Source organism: Streptosporangium sp. H13245 (assembly GCF_055690525.1).
Genome location: NZ_JBSZKT010000034.1, coordinates 1 through 21,345, shown reverse-complemented (window position 1 = coordinate 21,345; position 21,345 = coordinate 1). Strand labels below are relative to the sequence as shown.

Annotated in this window: 15 protein-coding genes; 6 read left to right on the top strand and 9 right to left on the bottom strand. The window is 70.2% G+C overall.

Annotated elements, in window-relative coordinates:
• Positions 1–19 precede the first annotated feature (19 nt).
• Complete coding sequence (locus tag ACW9TB_RS31585) at positions 20–649, bottom strand: TetR/AcrR family transcriptional regulator (protein WP_472751748.1); 630 nt, start codon at positions 647–649, stop codon at positions 20–22.
• Positions 650–746: 97 nt separating this feature from the next.
• On the opposite strand from ACW9TB_RS31585, the gene ACW9TB_RS31580 reads away from it, so the two are divergent.
• A complete protein-coding gene (locus tag ACW9TB_RS31580) occupies positions 747–1,775 on the top strand; it encodes an aldo/keto reductase (protein WP_472751747.1) in 1,029 nt (342 codons plus the stop codon).
• Positions 1,776–1,837: 62 nt separating this feature from the next.
• On the opposite strand, the gene ACW9TB_RS31575 is transcribed toward ACW9TB_RS31580, so the two are convergent.
• From ACW9TB_RS31575 to ACW9TB_RS31555, 5 genes are all read right to left on the bottom strand, one after another.
• Entirely contained in the window at positions 1,838–3,064 is a 1,227-nt protein-coding gene (locus ACW9TB_RS31575; RefSeq protein WP_472751746.1) for a saccharopine dehydrogenase family protein, read from the bottom strand.
• A gap of 161 nt (positions 3,065–3,225) precedes the next feature.
• Positions 3,226–4,446, bottom strand: coding sequence for a type 2 periplasmic-binding domain-containing protein (locus tag ACW9TB_RS31570; protein WP_472751745.1), 1,221 nt, complete (start codon positions 4,444–4,446; stop codon positions 3,226–3,228).
• 152 nt (positions 4,447–4,598) lie between these two features.
• Positions 4,599–6,104, bottom strand: a complete 1,506-nt coding sequence (locus ACW9TB_RS31565) for a CoA-acylating methylmalonate-semialdehyde dehydrogenase (protein ID WP_472751744.1) — start codon at positions 6,102–6,104, stop codon at positions 4,599–4,601.
• Positions 6,101–7,399 carry an aspartate aminotransferase family protein gene (locus ACW9TB_RS31560; protein WP_472751743.1) on the bottom strand — a complete coding sequence of 433 codons (1,299 nt, stop codon included), beginning with the start codon at positions 7,397–7,399 and terminating at the stop codon, positions 6,101–6,103. Before ACW9TB_RS31560 ends, ACW9TB_RS31565 begins: the two co-directional genes overlap by 4 nt.
• A gap of 400 nt (positions 7,400–7,799) precedes the next feature.
• Complete coding sequence (locus ACW9TB_RS31555; RefSeq protein WP_472751742.1) at positions 7,800–9,311, bottom strand: MFS transporter; 1,512 nt, start codon at positions 9,309–9,311, stop codon at positions 7,800–7,802.
• 54 nt (positions 9,312–9,365) lie between these two features.
• Between ACW9TB_RS31555 and ACW9TB_RS31550 the strand changes: the two genes are divergently transcribed.
• Entirely contained in the window at positions 9,366–10,139 is a 774-nt protein-coding gene (locus ACW9TB_RS31550) for a TetR/AcrR family transcriptional regulator C-terminal domain-containing protein (protein WP_472751741.1), read from the top strand.
• Here ACW9TB_RS31550 and ACW9TB_RS31545 read toward each other — a convergent pair.
• Both ACW9TB_RS31545 and ACW9TB_RS31540 read right to left on the bottom strand, forming a co-directional pair.
• A complete protein-coding gene (locus ACW9TB_RS31545; protein WP_472751740.1) occupies positions 10,136–14,656 on the bottom strand; it encodes a hybrid sensor histidine kinase/response regulator in 4,521 nt (1,506 codons plus the stop codon). The two genes, ACW9TB_RS31550 and ACW9TB_RS31545, sit on opposite strands and share 4 nt — an antisense overlap.
• A 302-nt stretch (positions 14,657–14,958) precedes the next feature.
• Positions 14,959–15,723, bottom strand: a complete 765-nt coding sequence (locus ACW9TB_RS31540; RefSeq protein WP_472751739.1) for an SDR family oxidoreductase — start codon at positions 15,721–15,723, stop codon at positions 14,959–14,961.
• A 122-nt stretch (positions 15,724–15,845) separates the two neighbouring features.
• Between ACW9TB_RS31540 and ACW9TB_RS31535 the strand changes: the two genes are divergently transcribed.
• The 3 genes from ACW9TB_RS31535 to ACW9TB_RS31525 all read left to right on the top strand — a co-directional run bounded on the left by ACW9TB_RS31535 (position 15,846) and on the right by ACW9TB_RS31525 (position 18,670).
• Positions 15,846–16,493: a TetR/AcrR family transcriptional regulator gene (locus ACW9TB_RS31535; RefSeq protein ID WP_472751738.1), complete on the top strand. Its 648-nt coding sequence runs from the start codon at positions 15,846–15,848 to the stop codon at positions 16,491–16,493.
• A gap of 146 nt (positions 16,494–16,639) precedes the next feature.
• Positions 16,640–18,265 carry a PucR family transcriptional regulator gene (locus ACW9TB_RS31530; RefSeq protein ID WP_472751737.1) on the top strand — a complete coding sequence of 542 codons (1,626 nt, stop codon included), beginning with the start codon at positions 16,640–16,642 and terminating at the stop codon, positions 18,263–18,265.
• Positions 18,266–18,274: 9 nt separating this feature from the next.
• Complete coding sequence (locus ACW9TB_RS31525) at positions 18,275–18,670, top strand: cupin domain-containing protein (RefSeq protein ID WP_472751736.1); 396 nt, start codon at positions 18,275–18,277, stop codon at positions 18,668–18,670.
• 257 nt (positions 18,671–18,927) lie between these two features.
• On the opposite strand, the gene ACW9TB_RS31520 is transcribed toward ACW9TB_RS31525, so the two are convergent.
• A complete protein-coding gene (locus tag ACW9TB_RS31520) occupies positions 18,928–19,065 on the bottom strand; it encodes a hypothetical protein (protein WP_472751735.1) in 138 nt (45 codons plus the stop codon).
• 541 nt (positions 19,066–19,606) lie between these two features.
• Between ACW9TB_RS31520 and ACW9TB_RS31515 the strand changes: the two genes are divergently transcribed.
• Positions 19,607–20,854 carry a phosphodiester glycosidase family protein gene (locus tag ACW9TB_RS31515; RefSeq protein WP_472751734.1) on the top strand — a complete coding sequence of 416 codons (1,248 nt, stop codon included), beginning with the start codon at positions 19,607–19,609 and terminating at the stop codon, positions 20,852–20,854.
• The last annotated feature ends 491 nt before the right edge of the window (positions 20,855–21,345 follow it).

Here is a 21,345-nt window from a genome sequence, read left to right as displayed (position 1 = left end):
GGCCCTCGTCCTCGCCGTGTCAGGGTCGTGTCACGGCCTCGCCCGCCGTCGGCACGGCGGGCCGAGGCCCCGGCCCGGCTCCGTAGCGCAGTCCGTCGATGAGCAGGGCGACCATGCGCTCGGCATGGGCGAGGTCCGCCTCGGCCGGCAGGCACAGGTTGGCCACCGCGCGCAGGAGCTCCATGGGCTCGACGTCGCCGCGGATCTCACCGGCGGCGGCCGAGGCGGCGAGCAGCGATCCGAGGGCGGGCTCGAAGCGCTGCTGGAAGTAGACGGGCAGCGGTTCGTAGGCGGGGTTGCCGGAGTGCAGGGCCGCGGCGAGCCCGCGTTTGGTCCCGATGAACCCGGTGTACCGCCGCAGCCAGCGGGTGAGGGCCTCAAGCGGCTCGTGCTCGGTGGCCAGGGTGGCCGCGGTGTCGGCGCAGGCGTCGACCTCGTTCCGGAAGACGGCACTGATCAGGTCGGAGCGTTCCGGGAAATGGCGGTAGAAGGTGGCGAGTCCGACCCCGGCCCTGGCGGCGATCTCGCGTACCGGGGCGTCCGCGCCCGAGGTGGCGAAGACCTCCCGGGCCGCGTCGAGCAGCGCGTCGATGTTGCGCCGGGCGTCGGCGCGTACGCGACGGGCCCGCTCAGGTGGTGCCGCGCTCACTGAGAACCTCCGGTTGCATAAGTGAGAAGGTGTTCCATATAGTGGCTAAGTGATAAGCCGTTCCGCTTATCCCATGGTACGCCGCCAGAGGAGAGCCATGCACTACCGCACGCTGGGCCGCACGGGCATCCAGGTCAGCCCCTACTGCCTGGGCGCGATGATGTTCGGAGCCATCGGCAACCCCGACCACGAAGACTCCGTCCGCATCATCCACAAGGCCCTGGACTCCGGCATCAACTTCATCGACACGGCCGACATGTACTCGCGGGGCGAGTCCGAGGAGATCGTCGGCAAGGCGCTCAAGGGCCGCCGCGACGACGTCGTGCTCGCCACGAAGGTGTGGGGGCCGATGGGTGACGACCCGAACCGGCGCGGCACCTCGCGGCGCTGGATCATCACCGAGGTCGAGAACTCGCTGCGCCGCCTGGGGACCGACCACGTCGACCTCTACCAGGTCCACCGCCCCGACCCGACAGTCGACATCGAGGAGACGCTGTCCGCGCTGACCGACCTCGTGCGCGGCGGCAAGGTCCGCGCGATCGGATCGTCGTGCTTCCCCGCCTCCGACATCGTCGAAGCGCAGTGGGCCGCCGAGCGCCGCGGCCTCGAACGGTTCCGTACCGAGCAGCCCACCTACTCGATCCTCAACCGCGGCATCGAGCGCGAGATCCTGCCCGTCACCGAACGCCACGGAATGGGAACGCTCGTCTGGAGCCCGCTGGCCCAGGGCATGCTCACCGGACGCTTCCGCAAGGGGCGGCAGGCCGACACCCACCGCGCCGGGTACGGCTTCAAGCACTACCGCGACGAACGCCGCCTCGAGGTCGTCGAGCGGCTCATCCCGCTCGCCGAACAGGCCGGAATGAAGCTGACCCACCTCGCGATGGCGTTCGCGATCGCCCACCCCGGCGTCACCTCGGCCATCATCGGGCCGCGCACCATGGAACAGCTCGACGACCTGCTCGAAGGCGCCGGCATCACCCTCGACGACAAGATCCTCGACGAGATCGACACGATCGTCGCGCCCGGCACCGACGTCGGCCGGCTCGACATGGCCTACACCCCGCCCGCGCTTGAGCGCGCCACGCTGCGCCGGCGGCCGGTCGGCGAGCGCACCGCCGCCTGACGGGGGCGAATCCCGCCGGTCTCAACCTCGGGCCGCCTTTACGAAGTAAGCCGAGAAAGCCGTCAGGCGGACAGGAGCGTCGTGGTGCTCTCGTCGCGCATGCCCCACGGCGAGCCGTAGGCGTTGAGCAGCTCCAGGAAGGGCACCGCGTCGAACGCCTCGGGGCCGAGCACCCCGCTGCCCGACCAGGCGCCGGTGGCCAGCAGCTCCAGGGCGACCACCGGGTGCACGGCCGTCTGCCAGACCACGGCCTGGCAGCCGTACTCCCGCATCGACCACTCGTTGTCGACCACGTGGTAGAGGTAGACCTCGCGCGGGGCGCCGTCCTTGCCCACGCCCTTCACCCAGGTCCCGGCGCAGGTCTTGCCCCGCATCCGGTCGCCGAGCGTGGCCGGGTCGGGGAGGCTGGCCGCGACCATGTCGCGCGGTGAGGCCTCGACGCCGCCCACCTTGATCTTGTCCGCGTTGTCCAGGCCGAGCTTGTGCAGGGTCTTCAGGACCCCGATGAACTCCTCACCCAGGCCGTACTTGAACGTCACCCGCTTGGCGTCGATGTAGCGGGGCACGAGGAGCACCTCCTCGTGCTCGACGTTGACGCACTCGACCGGCCCGATCCCCTCGGGGAAGTCGAACATCTCGGGCTCGCTGAACGGCTCGGTGGTGTGCCAGTCGCCGTTCTCCCAGATCACCGGAGGGTTGAGGCACTCCTCGATGGTCGTCCAGATGGAGAACGTCGGCGCGAAGTCGTAGCCGTCGACCACCAGGTTGGAGCCGTCACGAATGCCGATCTCCTCGATGCTCTCGAACAGGTGCTCGGCGGCGTAGCGCGCGAACACGTCGGCCAGCCCCGGCTCCACCCCCATCCCGACCAGCGCCAGCCCGCCCTTCCGCCGCCAGGCCTCACCGAGGGCGAACTGCTCGTCGCCGAGCTTCACCCCGGTCAGCTCGTACGGCCTGCGCGGGTGGGGCCGCGACAGCGACATCGCCATGTCGAGGTAGCCGGCCCCGGCGTTGAGCGCCGCCTCGAACAGGGACATGGTGAAGCGGGGGTCCACCGCGTTGAAGAGCACGTCGCAGCGATGCTCGGCGAGGGCGGCCTCGACCGCCGCCCGGTCTGAGGCGTCCAGCCCGATGGCGCTGAAGCGGGGGTCCGCGATCCTGGCCACCACGGCGGCGGCCCGGTCCTGTTGGGAGTCGGCGACCACGATGTGTTCGAAGAAATCTCGGCGTGCGGCGATCGGCACGACGGCGGAACCGACGCCGCCCGCTCCAACAAGAAGGATTCTCATGGCGGGTAGCCTACCCACTGACTGGTCAACCAGTCGATAGAGAGGCCATGATTTTCCCACCGAATCCATCGCCAAAAGCGATCAAGACAACGAAAAGCGCGGCCACACGGGCACAACGGAGGAGGGAGCGGCCCGTCAGGCCCGGACCCGCGGGGAACCGGTCACCTCAGGAGCCGCTTCCAGCGCTCCGTCCACTCGGCGTAGTCGGCGCACTGTCCGCCCCGGCCCCCGCAGTCGCGCGTCGGGCGGGTGGCGAAGACGACGTCGCGCAGCCACCGGTCGTCGCGCACGTGGTACACCTCACACATCCGGCGGGCGTGACCGCCACACGCCTCCGGGTTGGCCGGGGCGAGCCCGGTCCAGGCCGAGGCGGGGCGCTGCGCCGGCGCCGAGCTCATCCAGTTCAGCCACCGGTAGGCGCAGTTCGGGCTGGCGGGCTTGGCCGCGAGCATCCACGCGTCGACCCACCCGGTCGTCGGCACCCCCTCCAGCGCCCTCATCGGCCGGCCCGCGCGCCGGAAGAGGTCCAGGTGGTACGGGAGGGCCTGGGCGATCCGCACCGGCCCCGCCGACAGGGCCCTGACCAGGTCGAGCGAGTCGTCCCAGTAGACCCGGTCGGGGCCGTCGCCCTCGGCGAGGAGCCTCATGGCGGCGTCGAGCTGGGCGGAGGTGAGCTGGAACGGGTCCTCGGCCTCCGGCCCGGAACGGTTCCCGCCGAGGGCGAGCGCGGCGTCGGCGATGCTCAGTGGGCTGTTCCTGATCGCCGCGGGAGACGTGCCGTAGAGCGCCGACGGCCCCTCGGGCCTGCCCTCCTCGTAGACCACCCGGTTGACCCCCCACAGGTAGGGGATGCCGTAGACCCTGCCGTCCTCGCGCAGGCCGGGCAGCTCGCGCAGGCGCTTGGGGATCTTCCGGTAGTCCTCGACCAGCGCCGTGTCGAGCGGCGCCACCTTCCCCTGCGCCACCAGCAGCCCGGCCAGGTCGGGGGCGGGCGAGACGGCGTCGTAGGCGCCGGTGGCGAACCTGGCGGCCATCTCCTCGCTCGTGCGGACCCGGTCGAGCTTGACGACGCAGCCGGTCTCCCGTTCGAAGGGCGCGAGCCAGTTGACCCGGGAGCTGGTCCCGCCGTACTCGACGTACCCCTCGAAGGTGAGCACCTGGAGCGCGCCCTCGCCCTTGCCGATGGACGCCGACGGCGTCGGCGTCGGCCTCGGGCTCGGGCTCGCGGTGGGTGTCACCACGGAGGAGGGCGAGGGGCCGCGCACCTGCCGCGCCGTGCTCGCGGCGCCCGCCTGGGCGCAGGCGGCGAGTGCCAGCGCGCTCGCTCCCAGCAGCGCTCCGAGGCGCGCCCGGCGGAGCCTGTCCCTGCCCACGAGGCCCACGAGGTTTCCTCCCGACGTCGCCACCGACCTGCCCGGGAGCCTACCGGCCCGCGCCCGCCCTCCGGGGCCCGGTGAACACGCGGCACCCGGAGCCGGAGAGTACGCGAGGCCCGCGCCCCGGCAGGAGGGACGCGGGCCTCGCGGGTTGGAGGCTACCCGTTGGTCGGGAAGCCGAGGTTGACGCCCCCGTGACTGGGGTCGAGCCACCGGGAGGTGACGACCTTGCCCCGGGTGTAGAAGTGCACGCCCTCGGTGCCGTGAACGTGGGTGTCACCGAAGAGTGAGGCCTTCCAGCCGCCGAAGCTGTAGAAGGCCATCGGCACCGGGATCGGCACGTTGATGCCGATCATGCCGACCTCCACCTCGTTCTGGAAACGGCGGGCCGCGCCGCCGTCGTTGGTGAAGATCGCGGTGCCGTTGCCGAACTCGCCGCCGTTGATCAGTTCCAGGCCCTCCTCGTACGAGGAGACGCGGACGACCGACAGGACCGGGCCGAAGATCTCCTCCCGGTGGACCCGGGAACCGGCGGGCACGTGGTCGAGGACCGTGGGGCCCAGCCAGAAGCCGGGGGTCTCCCGGGCGGTGCCGCCGCCCAGGACGGAGGTGAGGCGGCCGTCCACGACGAGCTTCGCGCCCTCGGAGACGCCCAGGTCGAGGTAGGAGACGACCTTGTCGCGGTGGACCCCGGTGACCAGGGGCCCCATCTGGGCGGCCGGGTCGTCGCCGGGGCCGACGGTCAGCGCGGAGACCCTGGAGACGATCTTGTCGACCAGCTCGTCCCCGACCGGGTCCACGGCCAGCACGACGGAGATCGCCATGCAGCGCTCCCCCGCCGAGCCGAAACCGGCCGACACCGCGGCGTCGGCGACGAGGTCGAGGTCGGCGTCGGGCAGGACCAGCATGTGGTTCTTGGCGCCACCGAGCGCCTGGACCCGCTTGCCGTGGGAGGTGCCGGTCTCGTAGACGTACCTGGCGATGGGCGTGGACCCGACGAACGAGACCGCGCGCACGTCCGGGTGCTCCAGCAGCCGGTCCACCGCCACCTTGTCCCCCTGGACGACGCCGAAGACGCCGTCGGGCAGCCCGGCCTCCTTCCAGAGCGAGGCCATCAGCAGCGACGCCGAGGGGTCCTTCTCCGACGGCTTGAGGACGAAGGCGTTGCCCGCGGCGATCGCGATCGGGAACATCCACATCGGCACCATGGCCGGGAAGTTGAACGGGGTGATCCCGGCGACGACGCCCAGCGGCTGCCGGATCGAGTAGGAGTCGACCCGGGTGGAGACGCCCTCGGAGAAACCGCCCTTGAGCAGGTGCGGGATACCGCAGGCGAACTCCACGACCTCCAGGCCCCTGGCGACCTCGCCCAGCGCGTCGGAGTGGACCTTGCCGTGCTCCTCGGAGATGAGCCGGGCGAGCTCGTCGCGGTTGGCGTACATCAGCTCGCGGAAGCGGAACAGCACCTGCGAGCGCCTGACCAGCGAGGCGTCCCGCCACGCGGGCCAGGCCGCGACGGCGGCGGCCACGGCCGCGTCGACCTCGTCCGCTGAGGCGAGGTGGACCCGCCCGGCGACCTCCCCGGTCGCGGGGTCGAAGATCTCCGAGGTACGGCCGGAGCCCTCGACGGGTCCGCCGCCGATCCAGTGGGTGACGTTCTTCACGAGGCGACCTCGGCGTTGACGGTTTCGAGCGCGCCGACGATGATCCCGAGTCCCTCGGCGGCCTCGTCGGGGGTGAGGGTGAGCGGCGGGGCCATCCGGAGCACGTTGCCCTTCAGGCCGCCCTTGCCCGCGAGCAGGCCGGACTTCCTGGTCTCCTCCATGAACCGGGCGGCGAGGGCCGGTGAGGGCTCGCCGGTGGCCGGGTCGACGAGCTCGACGGCGAACATCAGGCCCTTGCCCCGGACGTCGCCGACGATCGGCAGGCGCGGCGACGCCTCGCGGAGCCCGTCGATGATCAGGGTGCCGGTCCTGGCGGCGTTCGCCTGCAGGTCGTGGTCGAGGACGTAGTCCAGGGTGGCGTTGGCGGCGGCCATGGAGATCGGGTTGCCGCCGAAGGTGGCGAGCCCGACGGCGTGGAGGTTGTCCATCAGGTCGCCGCGGGCGACGACGCCGCCCACCGCGAAGCCGTTGCCCAGTCCCTTGGCGAAGGTCATCATGTCGGGGGTGACGCCGTGGTTCTGGATGCCGAAGAAGGCGGAGCCGGTGCGCCCCCAGCCGGTCTGCACCTCGTCGGAGATGAACAGGATGCCCTCGGTGTCGAGGACCTCCTTGTAGGCGGCGAACAGCCCGTCGGGGGCCATGGTGAAGCCGCCGACCCCCTGGATCGGCTCGGCGATCAGCGCCGCCACGTCGCTGGAGACGGCGGTGGAGAGCACGTGGCGCAGGTCGTCGACGCAGGCCGCGATGTAGCCGTCGTCGGACAGACCGCGGAACTGGGCGAGGTGCCGGTCGGAGCCGTGCAGGAAGTGGACGTTCAGCGGCGACAGCGAGTTGTTCTTCCACGCGCGGTTGCTCGTGACGCCGACCGTGCCGAAGGAGCGGCCGTGGTAGCTCTGCCGCATGGCGAGCACCTGGTCGGACCTGCGCGCGTAGGTCGCCAGCAGCAGCGCGGTCTCGTTCGCCTCGGTGCCGGAGTTGGTGAAGAAGACCTTCGCGTCCGGGATGCCGGAGAGCCTGGCGATCTTCTCGGCCAGCTCGACCTGGCCGCGCAGCAGGTAGAGCGTGGAGGTGTGTACCACGCCGGTGGCGATCTGCCGCTCGACGGCCTCCCGCACCTCGGGCACGTCGTACCCGATCATGTTGGTCAGGATGCCCGCGAAGAAGTCGAGGTAGCTCTTGCCCGACGCGTCGACGACCCGGTTGCCCTTACCCGAGACGATCTCGATGGGCTCGTCGTAGTAAAGGGGCAGCCAGTTGGGCATTACCGCGCGATGACGCGCCAGGAGGTCCGACATACATCGAGTATCGCCTCTCGGGGTCATCGCCTCATACCCGCAACATGTCGGATATTCTCGCCGAACCCATCACACTGTCAGGTCCCGCCCTCCCCGGAGGGCCCGTGCGGCCCGCGCCACGCGACGAAGCCTGTGCGGCTCGCGCCACGCGACGGATGGCGCGAGCCGCACAGGATGGTCGGACGGAGCACCCCCCAGGTTCCCCGCCCGAGCTCGGCTAGTCGTGAAGCTTTGCGAAACCCAGCATCGCCCATATTTCCTATCAAAGCAACCTGAAATACATGAATAATTTCGGGCTCGTACGGTCCTCGCGCCGTTCCCCCCGGGTCACCCGCTGTTCAGGCGCGTGACGCCGATGGCCGACCCGCGCAAAGCGGATCGGCCACCACGGGCCGACCTCTCAGCTCTCCGCCTTCACCAGGCCCGCGTCCGCGACGGCCCCGGGGGCGGGTGTGGGACGCAGCACCAGGAACGCCAGCGTGGCGGCGGCCAGGGTGAAGCCGACCCCCACCCAGGAGCCGAACGACATGGCCGAGACGAACGCCTCACGCGCGGTCCCGATCACCCCCGCGTCCCCCAGCTGCAGCGCCCCCCCGATCGACTCGCGCGCGGCGGCCGGGGCGTCGGCGGGCATCGACGAGGTGTAGACCCCGGCCAGCACGCTGCCGAGCACGGCGATGCTCAGCGCCATACCGACCTGCTGGACGGTGTCGTTGAGCGCCGACCCGACACCCGCGTGCGCGGGCGGCACCGCCCCCATCAGCGTCGTGTAGGCCGCGGGCCCCGCCAGGCCCCCGCCGATCCCCATGAGCATGAGGCCGCTGATCAGCAGGCCGTACCCGGTGTCGGCGGTCATGAAGGCGAGCACCCCGAAACCCCCGGCCATCACGGTGAGGCCGACGGCGACCAGCACCCGGTTGCTGACCCGCTGTCCCAGACCGGCGCCGACCCCGTTGAACAGCGCGGCGGCCACCGCGTACGGCAGCAGCGCGAAACCCGCCTGCATGGGACCGTAGGCCAGCACGAACTGCAGGTACTGGGTGAGCATCAGCAGCAGCGCGCCCGTGCCGAACGACATCAGCACGATCGAGAACGACGCCCCGCTGAAGTTCCGGTTGCGGAACAGTTCGAGCGGGAGCATCGGGTGCTCCGACCTGAGCTCCCAGATCACGAACGTCGTCAGCGCGACCACCGCCACCCCGGCGGCGACCAGCGACTCCGCCGAGGTCCAGCCCGCGGTCGGCGCGGAGATCACCACGTAGACCAGGGCGCTCATGCCGACCGTGGACAGCACCACACCGGCCGGGTCGAGCCTTCTCACCGGGCCGCGCGACTCGGGCATCAGCAGCGCCGCCGCGATCACGGCGACGACCGCGACCGGCACGTTGAGCAGGAAGATCGATCCCCACCAGTAGTGTTCGAGCAGGAAACCTCCCAGCGTCGGACCGGCGATCACGCCGACCATCGCCACCGCGCTCCACGCGGCGATCGCCTTACGGCGCTCCTCCTCGTCGAAGACGGTGATCAGGATCGACAGGGTGCTCGGCATCAGGATGGAGCCGCCGACGCCCATCAGCGCGCGGGCGCCGATCAGGTGCCAGGGCTCGGTGACCAGCACGGCGACCAGCGAGGCGCCGCCGAACAGCACCAGGCCGATGATCAGAAAGCGTTTGCGGCCGTAGCGGTCGGACAGGCTGCCCGAGGTGAGCAGCAAACCGGCGAAGACCAGGACGTAGGCGTCGATGATCCACTGGATGTCCGCCGGGCTGGCCCCCAGGTCGACCATGAGGGCGGGGATCGCCAGGTTCAGGACGGTGTTGTCCACCACGAGGACCAACAGGCTCAGGCAGAGCACTCCGAGGATCCACCAGCGCCTCGGATCGCGTTCGACTCGTACAGTGTTCGATTCCACTCGCACACTGTACGATAATCTCGAACAGTGTGTCATCGGATTTATGCTGGGGATGTGAAACAGCACTTCAGCTCCGTCTGGACACGCGAGCAGCGCACCGCGAAGAGTCCCGCCCTCAGCCGCGCGCAGATCGTGCGCGCCGCGATGGAGTTGCTCGACGCCGAGGGGCTGGACGCGCTGAGCATGCGCCGCCTGGGCGCCAAGCTCGGCTCGGGGACGACCAGCGTCTACTGGCACGTGGCCAACAAGAACGAGCTACTCGAACTGGTCCTCGACGAGGTCTACGGCGAGTTCGGCGTCCTGGACGTCCGGAAGACCACCTGGCGCAACGCCGCCTCCTCCTTCGCGTACGGCATCCGCCAGGCGCTCTTCAGGCACCCCTGGGTCATCGGCTACATCGGGACGACCCCGGCCATCGGCCCCAACGCGATGCGGATGATGAGCGGGCTCGTCGCCACCTTCGAGCACGCCGGGTTCCGCGGCCTCGACCAGGACTACGCCGCCTCCACGCTCATGGCCTACGTGCTCGGGGTCACCGCGCCCGAGCTCTCCTGGCGGTCCATCCGCGAGGAGGCGGGCCTCGACTCCAACGAGCTGAACGCGGCCATCCAGCCGGTGCTGGAGAAGGCCGCGGCGGACCATCCCGAGCTGCTCGCCCGCTACGCCGAGTACCGGTGCATGGACGTCGACACCGCCAGGGCGCTCAACTTCGAGTTCGGCCTCACCTGCTTCCTCGACGGCCTGGAGGCCCGCCTGAGGCGCGCGGAGTCACACCCGGCGAACCTCCCGGCGACGGCGCCCCGCGCTGAGATCCCGGATCCGTCCTAGATCTCCAGCCACCGCTGGATGCGGCGGAGCAGCTCCTGGGCGTCGACGGGTTTGGTGACGTAGTCGCTGGCCCCCGCGGACAGGGTCTTCTCCCGGTCGCCCTGCATGGCCTTGGCGGTCACCGCGATGATCGGCAGGTCCGCGAAGTCGGCCATCTTGCGGATCGCGGCGGTCGCGGCGTAGCCGTCCATCTCCGGCATCATGATGTCCATCAGGACCAGGTCGATGTCCTCGTTGCGCGACAGGATCTCGATGCCCTTGCGGCCGTTCTCCGCGTAGAGGACCTGCATGCCGTGCAGCTCCAGGATGTTGGTCAGCGCGAAGACGTTGCGGACGTCGTCGTCGATGACCAGGACCTTCCTGTCCATCAGCACGGCGTCCGCCTCCTCCACCGGCTGGGGCCGCTCGTCGGGACTGGGCTGCACCAGGGGCAGCACGTCACCGGGCTCCGGCGCCGACAGGTGCAGGGTGATGCGCTCGCGCAGCTCGTCGAGGCTGGGCAGGCGCTCCAGCGGCTGGGTGTTGGACCGCCCCTTGAGGAGGTTCTCCTGCGGCCGGGTGAGCGTGCGGGTGTGGTGGGCGAGCACCGGCAGCCCGCGCAGGACCGGGTCGTCGTCCAGCATGCGCAGGAAGTCGGCCGCCGCGTCCTGGCGCATGCCCAGGTCGAGCACGATGCAGTGGTGGTCGTCCGCCCCCAAGATCTCCAGCGCGGAGACCGGGTCGTTGGCGGTCGACACCTGGACCGGGCCGTGCGTCTCCGGCAGGTCGGCCACGACGCTCTCGGCCAGCTGCGACAGCAGCCCGTTGGGCCGCGACTCCACGACGAGCAGGCGCCGCCCCTCGGCCCCGGGGAACCGCTCCTGGAGAGGTACGGGCGCCGGAGCGGGAAGCGCCGGGAGGACCGGCGGGGACGCGGAGAGCGCGCCCCTCCCGGTGCCCGCGCGGGAGGCGCCAGGGGTGAGGTCGGCGATCGGCAGGTAGAGGCTGAAGGTGCTGCCCGAGCCCAGGGCGCTGACCGCCCGGATCTCGCCGTTGAAGAGCGCGGCGATCTCACGGCTGATGGACAGCCCCAGCCCGGTGCCGCCGTACTTGCGGCTGGTCGTGCCGTCGGCCTGCTGGAAGGCGTCGAAGATCTGGGAGAGGTTCTCCTCGGCGATGCCGATGCCGGTGTCGACGACCTGGAAGGCGAGCGCCTCCTGCCCGTACGCCCCGGGCAGGTTCATCACGCCCATCCGCTCGATGCGAAGCTCGACCGAGCCCCTCTCGGTGAACTTCACCGCGTTGGAGAGCAGGTTCCGCAGCACCTGCCTGAGCCGCTGCTCGTCCATGAGCAGCTCCTCGGGCACGTCGGAGGCGACCACGACGTCGAACCGCAACCCCTTCTCCGTGGTCAGCGGGCGGAAGGTGGCCTCGACGTAGTCCAGGAGCTGCCGCAGCGGCAGCGGCTCCAGGCTGATGTTCATCTTGCCCGCCTCGATCTTCGACAGGTCGAGGATGTCGTTGATCAGCTGGAGCAGGTCGGTGCCCGCCGAGTGGATGACGTTGGCGTACTCCACCTGCTTGGCGGTGAGGTTGCGGGCCGGGTTCTGCGCCAGCAGCTGGGCCAGGATGAGCAGCGAGTTGAGCGGGGTGCGCAGCTCGTGGCTCATGTTGGCCAGGAACTCGCTCTTGTACTTGGAGGCCAGCGCGAGCTGCTTGGCCCGGTCCTCCAGCTCCTGCCGCGCCTGCTCGATCTCCCTGTTCTTCGTCTCGATGTCGTGGTTCTGCCGGACCAGCAGCTCCGCCTTCTCCTCCAGCTCGGCGTTGGAGCGCTGCAGCTCCTCCTGCCCCACCTGCAGCTCGGTCGCGAGGCGCTGCGACTCGGTGAGCAGGGAGTCGGTACGGGCGTTGGCGACGATCGTGTTGACGTTGACGCCGATGGTCTCCACCAGCTGCTCCAGGAAGGCCCGGTGCACCTGGGTGAAGCGGTTGAGGCTGGCCAGCTCGATCACCCCGAGCACCTGGTCCTCGACGATGATCGGCAGCACGATGAGGTTGACCGGACCGGCCGCTCCCAGACTTGAGGAGATGGTGATATATCCGGCGGCGATGTCCTCGACCAGGATGGACCGCTTGGCCACGGCGGCCTGTCCCACCAGGGAGTCGCCGAAGAAGTGGCGGCGGCCGGTCTCCCGGTGGCCGTAGCAGCCGACCACCCGCAGCTCGGAGCCGTCCGGCTGCTCCTCCGCGAGCAGGAACGTGCCGTGCTGGGCCGAGACCAGCGGGGCCAGCTCGTTCATCACCAGCTCGGCCACGACGGCGAGGTCGCGGTGGCCCTGCATCAGCCCGGAGATGCGGGCCAGGTTCGACTTGAGCCAGTCCTGCTCCTGGTTGGCCAGGGTGGTCTCGCGCAGCGACTTCACCATGGAGTTGATGTTGTCCTTGAGCTCGGCCACCTCGCCCGAGGCGTCGACGGTGATCGAGCGGGTGAGGTCGCCCGAGGTCACCGCGCTGGTCACCTCGGCGATGGCCCGCACCTGGCGCGTGAGGTTTCCGGCCAGCTCGTTGACGTTCTCCGTCAGCCGCTTCCAGGTGCCGGACACGCCCTCGACCTCGGCCTGGCCGCCCAGCCGCCCCTCGCTGCCGACCTCGCGCGCCACCCGGGTGACCTCCGCGGCGAACGACGACAGCTGGTCGACCATCGTGTTGATCGTGGTCTTCAGCTCCAGGATCTCGCCCCGGGCGTCGACGTCGATCTTCTTGGTCAGGTCGCCCTGCGCGACGGCCGTGGTGACCTGCGCGATGTTGCGCACCTGGTTGGTCAGGTTGTTGGCCATCGAGTTGACGTTGTCGGTGAGGTCCTTCCACGTACCGGCCACGTTGGGCACGCGCGCCTGGCCGCCCAGCTCGCCCTCGGTGCCGACCTCGCGGGCCACCCGGGTCACCTCGTCGGCGAACGCGCTCAGCGTGTCGACCATCGTGTTGATGGTCTGGGCGAGCGCGGCGACCTCGCCCTTGGCCTCAACGGTGATCTTCTGTGACAGGTCGCCCCGGGCGACGGCCGTGGTGACCTGCGCGATGCTGCGCACCTGGCTGGTCAGGTTGTTCGCCATCGAGTTGACGTTGTCGGTGAGGTCCTTCCACGTACCGGAGACCCCTCGCACGGTGGCCTGGCCGCCGAGGTTGCCCTCGGTGCCGACCTCACGCGCCACCCGCGTCACCTCGTCGGCGAACGCGGAGAGCTGGTCGACCATCGTGTTGATGGTCTCCTTCAGCTCCATGATCTCGCCTCGGGCGTCGACCCGGATCTTCTGCGACAGGTCGCCCTTGGCCACCGCCGTGGTGACCTGCGCGATGCTGCGTACCTGGGCGGTGAGGTTGTCGGCCATCACGTTCACCGACTCGGTCAGCGCCTTCCAGGTGCCCGAGACGCCCTTGACGTCGGCCTGCCCACCCAGCCTGCCGTCGGTGCCGACCTCACGCGCCACGCGGGTGACCTCGTCGGCGAACGACGACAGCTGGTCCACCATCGTGTTCAGCGTGTTCTTCAGCTCCAGGATCTCACCCCGCGCCGAGACCGTGATCTTCTGCGACAGGTCGCCCCTGGCGACGGCGGTGGCCACCTGCGAGATGTTGCGCACCTGGTCGGTGAGGTTGCCCGCCATGTAGTTGACGGAGTCGGTGAGGTCGCGCCAGGTGCCCGAGACGCCCTTGACGTCGGCCTGCCCGCCCAGCCTGCCGTCGGTGCCGACCTCACGCGCCACGCGGGTGACCTCGTCGGCGAACGACGACAGCTGGTCCACCATCGTGTTGATGGTGTTCTTCAGCTCCAGGATCTCGCCCCGGGCGTCCACGGTGATCTTCTGCGACAGGTCGCCCTTGGCGACGGCCGTGGTGACCTGCGCGATGCTGCGCACCTGGTCGGTGAGGTTGCCCGCCATGAAGTTGACGGAGTCGGTGAGGTCGCGCCAGGTACCGGCGACGCCGGTCACCTCCGCCTGGCCGCCCAGCCTGCCGTCGGTGCCCACCTCGCGCGCCACGCGGGTGACCTCGTCGGCGAACGACGACAGCTGGTCCACCATCGTGTTCAGCGTGTTCTTCAGCTCCAGGATCTCACCGCGCACATCCACGGTGATCTTCTGCGACAGGTCGCCGGTGGCGACCGCGGTGGCCACCTGGGCGATGTCACGCACCTGGTCGGTGAGGTTGCCCGCCATCGCGTTCACCGAGTCGGTCAGGTCCTTCCAGGTGCCGGAGACGCCCGGCACCTCGGCCTGCCCGCCCAGCTGCCCCTCGGTGCCCACCTCGCGGGCCACCCGGGTCACCTCGGAGGTGAACAGCGACAGCTGGTCCACCATCCCGTTGAAGACGGTGGCGATCTCCTGCAGCAGCCCGTCGCCGTCCTCGGGCAGATGCGTGCCGAAGTCGCCGTCGCGCACCGCGGTCAGGCCCGCCAGGAGCTGGCGGAGATCCAGCTCCTCCTCGCCGGAAGCGCCCTTCGTGGCCCTGCCCCGCACCGTGCCGGCGGTCTCAACCATGTCCACCATCGCGTCCCTCGGCCGTAAAAGGTGAAGTAATCCTAGGGCCACGAAAACGGAACGAACCCCGCCGTCCTGAATATCATCTCGCGCGCCGGACGACCATCTGGCCTGGTGGGCACCCCCCTTCCCGCCCGGGGCTCAGGGCATCCGCGCCCAGAGGCCGAGGCGGTGCCCGGCCACGTGGTCCGTACCGCCGATCCGGCCGGGCGCCAGGGACCGGACGTGACCGGTGCCGACAGCCGTACCGCTGCCGTCACCCCGCCGCGACGGCTCCGGCGGCGCGTCCCTCCGGCCTGCGATCAGGCGCGCGGCCCGAGGAACAGGCCACCGCTCGCGTCGATGACCTGACCGGTGATCCAGCGCGCGGCGTCGGAGGCCAGGAAGGCGACCACGTCGGCGACGTCGCCGGGCCCGCCCAGGCGGTCGAGCGCCGTCGCCCCGGTGATGAACTCGGCCAGGCCCGGCGCCTCGAAGGCCGATCCGTTGGTCGCCGTCCGGGTGGCGCCGGGAGCGACCGCGTTCACCGTGATCCCCCGGACCCCGAGCTCGTTGGCCATGGTCATGCTCATCGTCTCGACCGCGCCCTTCGTCATGGCGAAGGACGTCTGGGCGGGGTTGGCCATCCGGGTCGCCACCGACGAGATCGTGACGATGCGGCCACCGTCGCGAAGCAGCGGCAGCGCCCGCTGGATGATGAAGTACGGCGCTCGCACGTTCACCGCGAAGAGGTGGTCGAACTCCGCCCGGGTCGTGACGCCGAGCGGACCGGCGGGCGCGGCCGCCGCGTTGTTGACGAGGATGTCGAGTGGCCGCCCGGCCAGGCCGGTCTCGACTCCCGCGAAGAGCGTCTCGACGTCGCCGTCCACGCCCAGCTCCGCCCCGACGGCGAGCGCGGCCCCACCGGCGCGTTCGATCTCGCCGACCGTCGCCGCCGCGCCGTCCTTGTCCGTGCCGAAGTGCACGATGACCATCGCCCCCTTCGCCGCCAGCCGGAGCGCGATCGCCTGCCCGATGCCACGCGACGCCCCGGTCACGAGAGCCGTCCTGCCGGTGAGATCACCCATGTCAGCCACCCCAATGTGTTAGTCGCTACCAACCTGGTAGTCACTACCAGTGCGGTAGTGTCTATCACGTGCCCGACCAGTACTCAACATTGCGAGCGCAGCGGCGAGCGGAGACGCAGCGCATGATCCAGGCGCACGCGGTACGGCTGTTCACCGAGCGCGGATACGACGCCACGACCGTGACCGACGTCGCCGAGACCGCGGGCGTGTCCCCCATGACCCTGTACCGCCACTTCCCCACGAAGGAGGACCTCGTCCTCGTCGACCAGAACGACCGGCTCGTCGCCGAGCGGATCGTCGCCTCGTCCGCCGCGCAGCCCCTGGTCCGCCGCATCGGCCACGCGCTCATCGACTCGGCCGCGACGTTGACCGGCGGCGGTCACGGAGACGACCTCACGACGGGCAGGCGGTTCCTGCTCGCCCGCCTCCGGCTCATGATCTCGACCCCGGCCCTGCGGGCCAGGCACCTGGACAACCAGTACGCCCTTCAGCGGGCGATCGTCGACGCCCTCGGGGACGACGCCGCCGACCCCGACACGGCGTTCCGCGCCCAGGTGGCGGCCAGCGCCTGCCTCGCCGCCCTGCACACGGCGTTGGTGCGCTGGGCCGAGGACGACGGACGGACCGAGCTCCCCGACGTGATCGCGAAGGCGCTCGCCGCCGCGTTCGGCGACGACGTCGTCGTACGACCTCCGGGCCAGGACGGCCCGGCCGGGGGTGGGCCTGAACCGGCCTCGGGCACGGGCAGGCGTGTCCGAGGCACCCGCTGAGGCACCCGCGCCGAGCGGCCCGGCGCCATTGGAAAGCGGGAAAACAGGGGGATATGGAGGAGAAGGCAGGTGGGAAAGGGGAAGGGTGAGCAGGCTGTAAAGTATGACCCTCTCGCGCTTACATGCTGATCGGATATTCTCGACAGGTGCTCCCTACTGTCGCCGACGTCCTCGCCCTGGATACCGTCCGCCGGGGCAATCCACGGGTCGTGGCGGGAGCCGACCGGCTGGACAGCCGGGTGCGCTGGGTGCACGTGGGCGAGGTGACCGACATCGCGCACCTGCTGCGCGGCGGCGAGCTCGTGCTCACCACCGGCATAGCCCTGCCCGACGACCCCGGCAAGCTCGCCGACTACATCGCCGAGCTGGTCGCCGTGGGCGCGTCGGGGCTGATCGTGGAACTCGGCCGCAAGTTCATCGGGGAGCTGCCCGGCGCCGTGGTCCGCGCCGCCGAGGATCACGGCCTGCCCCTGGTCACCCTGGCCAGGGAGACGCCGTTCGTGCAGATCACCGAGTCGGTGCACGCCCGGATCATCGACATCCAGCTGGAGGAGCTCCGCGCCTCCGAGCAGCTGCACGAGGTCTTCACCGAACTGTCGGTCGAGGGCGCCTCCCCCGCGGAGGTCCTCGGCCAGGTCACCCGGCTGTCCGGGCGCCCCGCGCTGCTGGAGAACCTCGCCCACCAGGTGCTGGCCTGCGAGACCGCCGGACGCGACACCGGTTCGCTGCTGGCGGGCTGGGAGACCCGCTCCCGCGCGGTGGCACCCGACCTGCGTACCGCCTACGACGCCGCCTCCGGCTGGCTGGTCACCATGGTCGGCGCGCGGGGCCAGGACTGGGGCCGTCTGGTCATGTTCTGCGACACGGAGCCCGAGCCGCGCGACATCGTCCTCGCCGAGCGCGCCGCGACCACCCTCGCCCTGGGCCGCCTGCTGGAGCGCCACCAGGAGTCACTGGAACGCCAGGCGCACGGCACGATCATCACCGGGATCCTGACCCACGCGTACGCCGACCCCGAGGAGGCCGCGGCACGCGCCCGCGCGGTCGGTGTGTCGCTCACCGGCCGCAAGCTCATCAGCGTGGTGCTCCGCCTGGCCGAGTCCGCGGAGAAACCGCTGGAGGGCCAGGAGCAGCTCGCCCAGCTCGGCGAGCTGGCGGACGCCGCCGCCGCGGCCTGCCGCGAGGCCCGCCTGCCCGCCCTCGTCGGCGCCCTGGACCAGAACCGGGTCGGCGTCCTGCTCCCCCTGCCGCCGCGCATCCTCCCCGAGTCCGCGCTGACCACCCTCGCCGACCACCTGCGCGCGGCCTTCACGATCCCCTTCGTCCTCGCCGCCGGTTCCGTGGTCGAGTCGATCCGCGACGTACGGAGAAGTTTCCTGGAGGCCGAGCAGGTCGCCGACGTGGCCGTCAGGCAGCCCGACGGACGCCCCTTCTACCGGCTGCCCGACCTCCGCCTGAGGGGGCTGCTCCATCTTCTGCGCGACGACGCCCGGCTGCAGACCTTCGCCGAGCGCGAGCTCGGGCCGCTGCTCGCCCACGACGCCCAGCGCGGCGGCGATCTCACCAGGATCCTGCGGGTCTATCTCGACGCGGGCCGCAACAAGGCCGTCGCCGCCCAGCGGGCCCACCTGTCCAGGCCCGCCTTCTATGACCGCCTCCGTAGGCTGGAGCGTGTCCTCGACACCGATCTGGACGATGTCGAGTCCTGTCTCTCCCTCCACGTCGCCCTCCTGGCGCTGGAGTCCTTCCGGAGAGACAGTCCCCGTTCCTGAAAGGTCCCCATGCCCGAGATCTTCGTCCCCGAGACCGCCGACCTGGCCCGGATGGTCAGTGCCGCCGGGGCGTTCTCCGTCCCCACCGACGACGTACGGCTGTCACCCGACGAGCTGGAGCCCCACCAGGTCCTGGCGGGCTCCCCGCGCGTCTCGTCGATCGAGCTGTGGTCCTCGCCGGACGGCAGGCAGAGCCGGGGCATCTGGGAGATCACACCGGGCACGGTCGTCGATGTGGAACGTGACGAGATGTTCGTGGTCCTGTCCGGCCGCGCCACGCTGGAGGTCGACGGCGGCGCCACCCTGGAGCTCGTCCCCGGGTCGGTCTGCCTGCTCGCCGAGGGCGCCAAGACCGTCTGGATCGTCCACGAGACCCTGCGCAAGGTGTATCACTGCGTGGGCTGACGGAACCGGGGACGCGGGTCGTACGAAACCTGGATTCCGTACGACCCGCAGGTGTTCGACCGTTTCCCACGGTCACCGTTCTCGGTGGTGACCGTGTCTCGTGGCCCGTCCCCCGGTCTGTCGCGCGAGGATCCCCCGGCGTCGTACGGTGCCCCGAAGTCGTGCGGTGACTTCCTCGAACCCCCGTGAACCCCGGGATCTCTTCCGGACCTCCCCGGCCGGCGGTGCCTGGAGGGTGCCTGGAATGTGTGTCCGGACTAACCGCGTCTGTCGGACGCGGCGTCCATGCGGATGTGATCGACGGGGTCATCGGCGCAGATGTGGAGATCCCAGCGGCGCGGACGCGTCAGGATCGCCCCGAGGATGACCCCCAGGAGTACGCTTGCGATGATCACGATGAGAACGCTCAGCCCCATGACGGCTGCCTCTCGGAAAGATGTGCCGCTTGATCTGAGGAAATGCGGCCTACCGCACCGTAGCGCCGCTTTCTCTCCCACGTGACGAAACGGCCGGGGACTAATCCTTATTGACCAGGGCCTTCGCCCCGGGCCGGGATTTCCACCGGCGCGCGAATTGCCCTCCGCCTCTCCCGTCCGCCCCACGGCCTCGCGTGAGTAACGACACTTTCTTGGGATGTTTCACGCGTTTCGCTCTCCCCGCCCCGTAGATCTCGGCACGATGGTGCACGAAGTCGGAGACCAACGGGGAGAGATGCACATGTCGCGACACCTTGTCGCCGGATTGACAGCCCTGACACTCACTACCGTGGCGATTCCCGCCCAGGCGGAGCAGGCGAGTTCGGGCTTTCCCTCCTCCGCGTTCCCGCTGGGCGTGAGCATGGCGCCGGTGAAGAACCAGCAGGGCATCGCCCCGGGAATTACCCTTTTTAGTGTGAAACACGGCAAATCTACCCAAGGGTGGACAGTTTCTGTTCTTATGCCCAACGGGCATGATGCCGGTTCCCTTGTCACGGCGCAGACGGTGGCCCAGGCGGTGGAGGCCGCGGGGTTCGTCCCCGAGATCCTGCGGATCGTGCAGCCCGCCGCCTCGGACGCCCCCGCCGTGGAGCGTTACATGGTCCGGACCGGCCTGTGGTCGTTCGGCCAGCGGGCCAAGGCCGACAAGGTCGTGAAGGAGCTCAAGGAGTTCGACATCCGGGCCAAGACCGACTATCTCGGTGACGACGGCACCGAGACCACCGGCCCCTGGGACATGCGCGTGCTGATGGTCGACCCGAAGGCGTTCAAGGGCTCCTTCACGACGAGCGTCGGCAAGAGCGTGGCCAAGCGCGAGAGCACCAGCTCGATGTCGAAGCTGACCGGCGCCATCGCCGGGGTCAACGGCGGCTTCTTCAACATCCACACGGCCAAGGCGCTGCAGGGCGACCCGGTCGGCGTGTCCGTCGTGGGCGGCAGGCTCCTCAGCGAGGCCGTACCGGGCCGCAGTGGCCTCGTCATCACCGAGGGCCGCAAGGCGCGGATCACCGAGCTGAGGACCACGGTCACCGCGATCTCCTCCGACGGGGCGAAGATCGAGGTCAACGGCATCAACCGGGCCGCCGGAGCCGAGGAGCTCGTCCTCTACACCGAGGAGTTCGGCGGCAAGACGGCCGCCGACGGCGGCATCGAGGTCGTCGTCGACGCGGCCCAGAACAAGGTCATCAAGGTCCGCCAGGCAGGCGGCATCGTCGCCCGGGGCACCTACCTGCTGCACGGCACCGGCCTCATGGCCGTCTGGCTCCAGGAACACGGCCTGGGAAGCTGGATGAAGGTGGACAGCAAGGTCATCGACCTGCGTACGCAGCGGGCCATACCGCTCACCCCGCAGACACACGTCATGGGCGGTGGGGTCGGCCTGGTCAGGAACGGCCGGGTGCGCATCACCGCGGCGGCCGACGGACACGCCTCGATCAACATGATGCTCCGGCGCCACCCGCGCACGATGGTCGGCATCGACAGGTCGGGCGGGCTGATCCTGGCCACGGTCGACGGGCGCAACCCGGGCGTCGCCGTCGGCGCCTCTATGGTGGAGGCGGCCCAGCTGATGCGGTGGCTGGGAGCCAAGCAGGCCATCAACTTCGACGGTGGCGGCTCCAGCGTGATGGTCGTCGGCCACAAGCCCGTGAACCGGCCTTCGGACGGCGCGGAGCGAACCGTGGGCGACGGTCTTTTTATCACGCCCTGACGAACGGCTTTTAACGGTTGGTGGAGAAGCCCCGGCCCGGGAGGGCCGGGGCTTCTTGGCTGTCCGGGGTCTCGTGTGTCCTGGCTCTCGTTCGCCGCCCCCGCCTGTCCAGGGGGTTGGCTTTCCTGGATGGATTTCTCTGGGGCTGGCTTTTCCGGGGGTTGCTTCCGGGCCTGGCGTGGTCCCGGTCGGCCAGGTGGTCTTCGCTTCCTATGGGTGCCGGTAGAGCCCTTTGGGTGTGCTGGTAGAGCCCTTAAGACCCGTGCCTAAGGACTCGTGCCTAAGGACCCGCAACGCAAAAAGGGCCCCCGCCCACAGCGGAAGCCCTCGTTCTCATAAAACCCCGCCCCCAAGCCCCGGTCCTCCGGGGGCCCGGAAGGCCCAGGACGTGTGGCAAGTGGTACTGGTGAAAGCACGAAGGGCCCCCACCGCGTGGTGGAGGCCCCTCGTGAAAGATTGTCCGGCGGTGACCTACTCTCCCACACCGTCCC

Coding starts and splice junctions, on each gene's coding strand:
- ACW9TB_RS31580 (WP_472751747.1), top strand. CDS start 747: ATGCACTACCGCACGCTGGGCCGCACGGGCATCCAGGTCAGCCCCTAC.
- ACW9TB_RS31575 (WP_472751746.1), bottom strand. CDS start 3,064: ATGAGAATCCTTCTTGTTGGAGCGGGCGGCGTCGGTTCCGCCGTCGTG.
- ACW9TB_RS31560 (WP_472751743.1), bottom strand. CDS start 7,399: ATGTCGGACCTCCTGGCGCGTCATCGCGCGGTAATGCCCAACTGGCTG.
- ACW9TB_RS31545 (WP_472751740.1), bottom strand. CDS start 14,656: ATGGTTGAGACCGCCGGCACGGTGCGGGGCAGGGCCACGAAGGGCGCT.
- ACW9TB_RS31540 (WP_472751739.1), bottom strand. CDS start 15,723: ATGGGTGATCTCACCGGCAGGACGGCTCTCGTGACCGGGGCGTCGCGT.
- ACW9TB_RS31535 (WP_472751738.1), top strand. CDS start 15,846: ATGATCCAGGCGCACGCGGTACGGCTGTTCACCGAGCGCGGATACGAC.
- ACW9TB_RS31525 (WP_472751736.1), top strand. CDS start 18,275: ATGCCCGAGATCTTCGTCCCCGAGACCGCCGACCTGGCCCGGATGGTC.
- ACW9TB_RS31515 (WP_472751734.1), top strand. CDS start 19,607: ATGCCCAACGGGCATGATGCCGGTTCCCTTGTCACGGCGCAGACGGTG.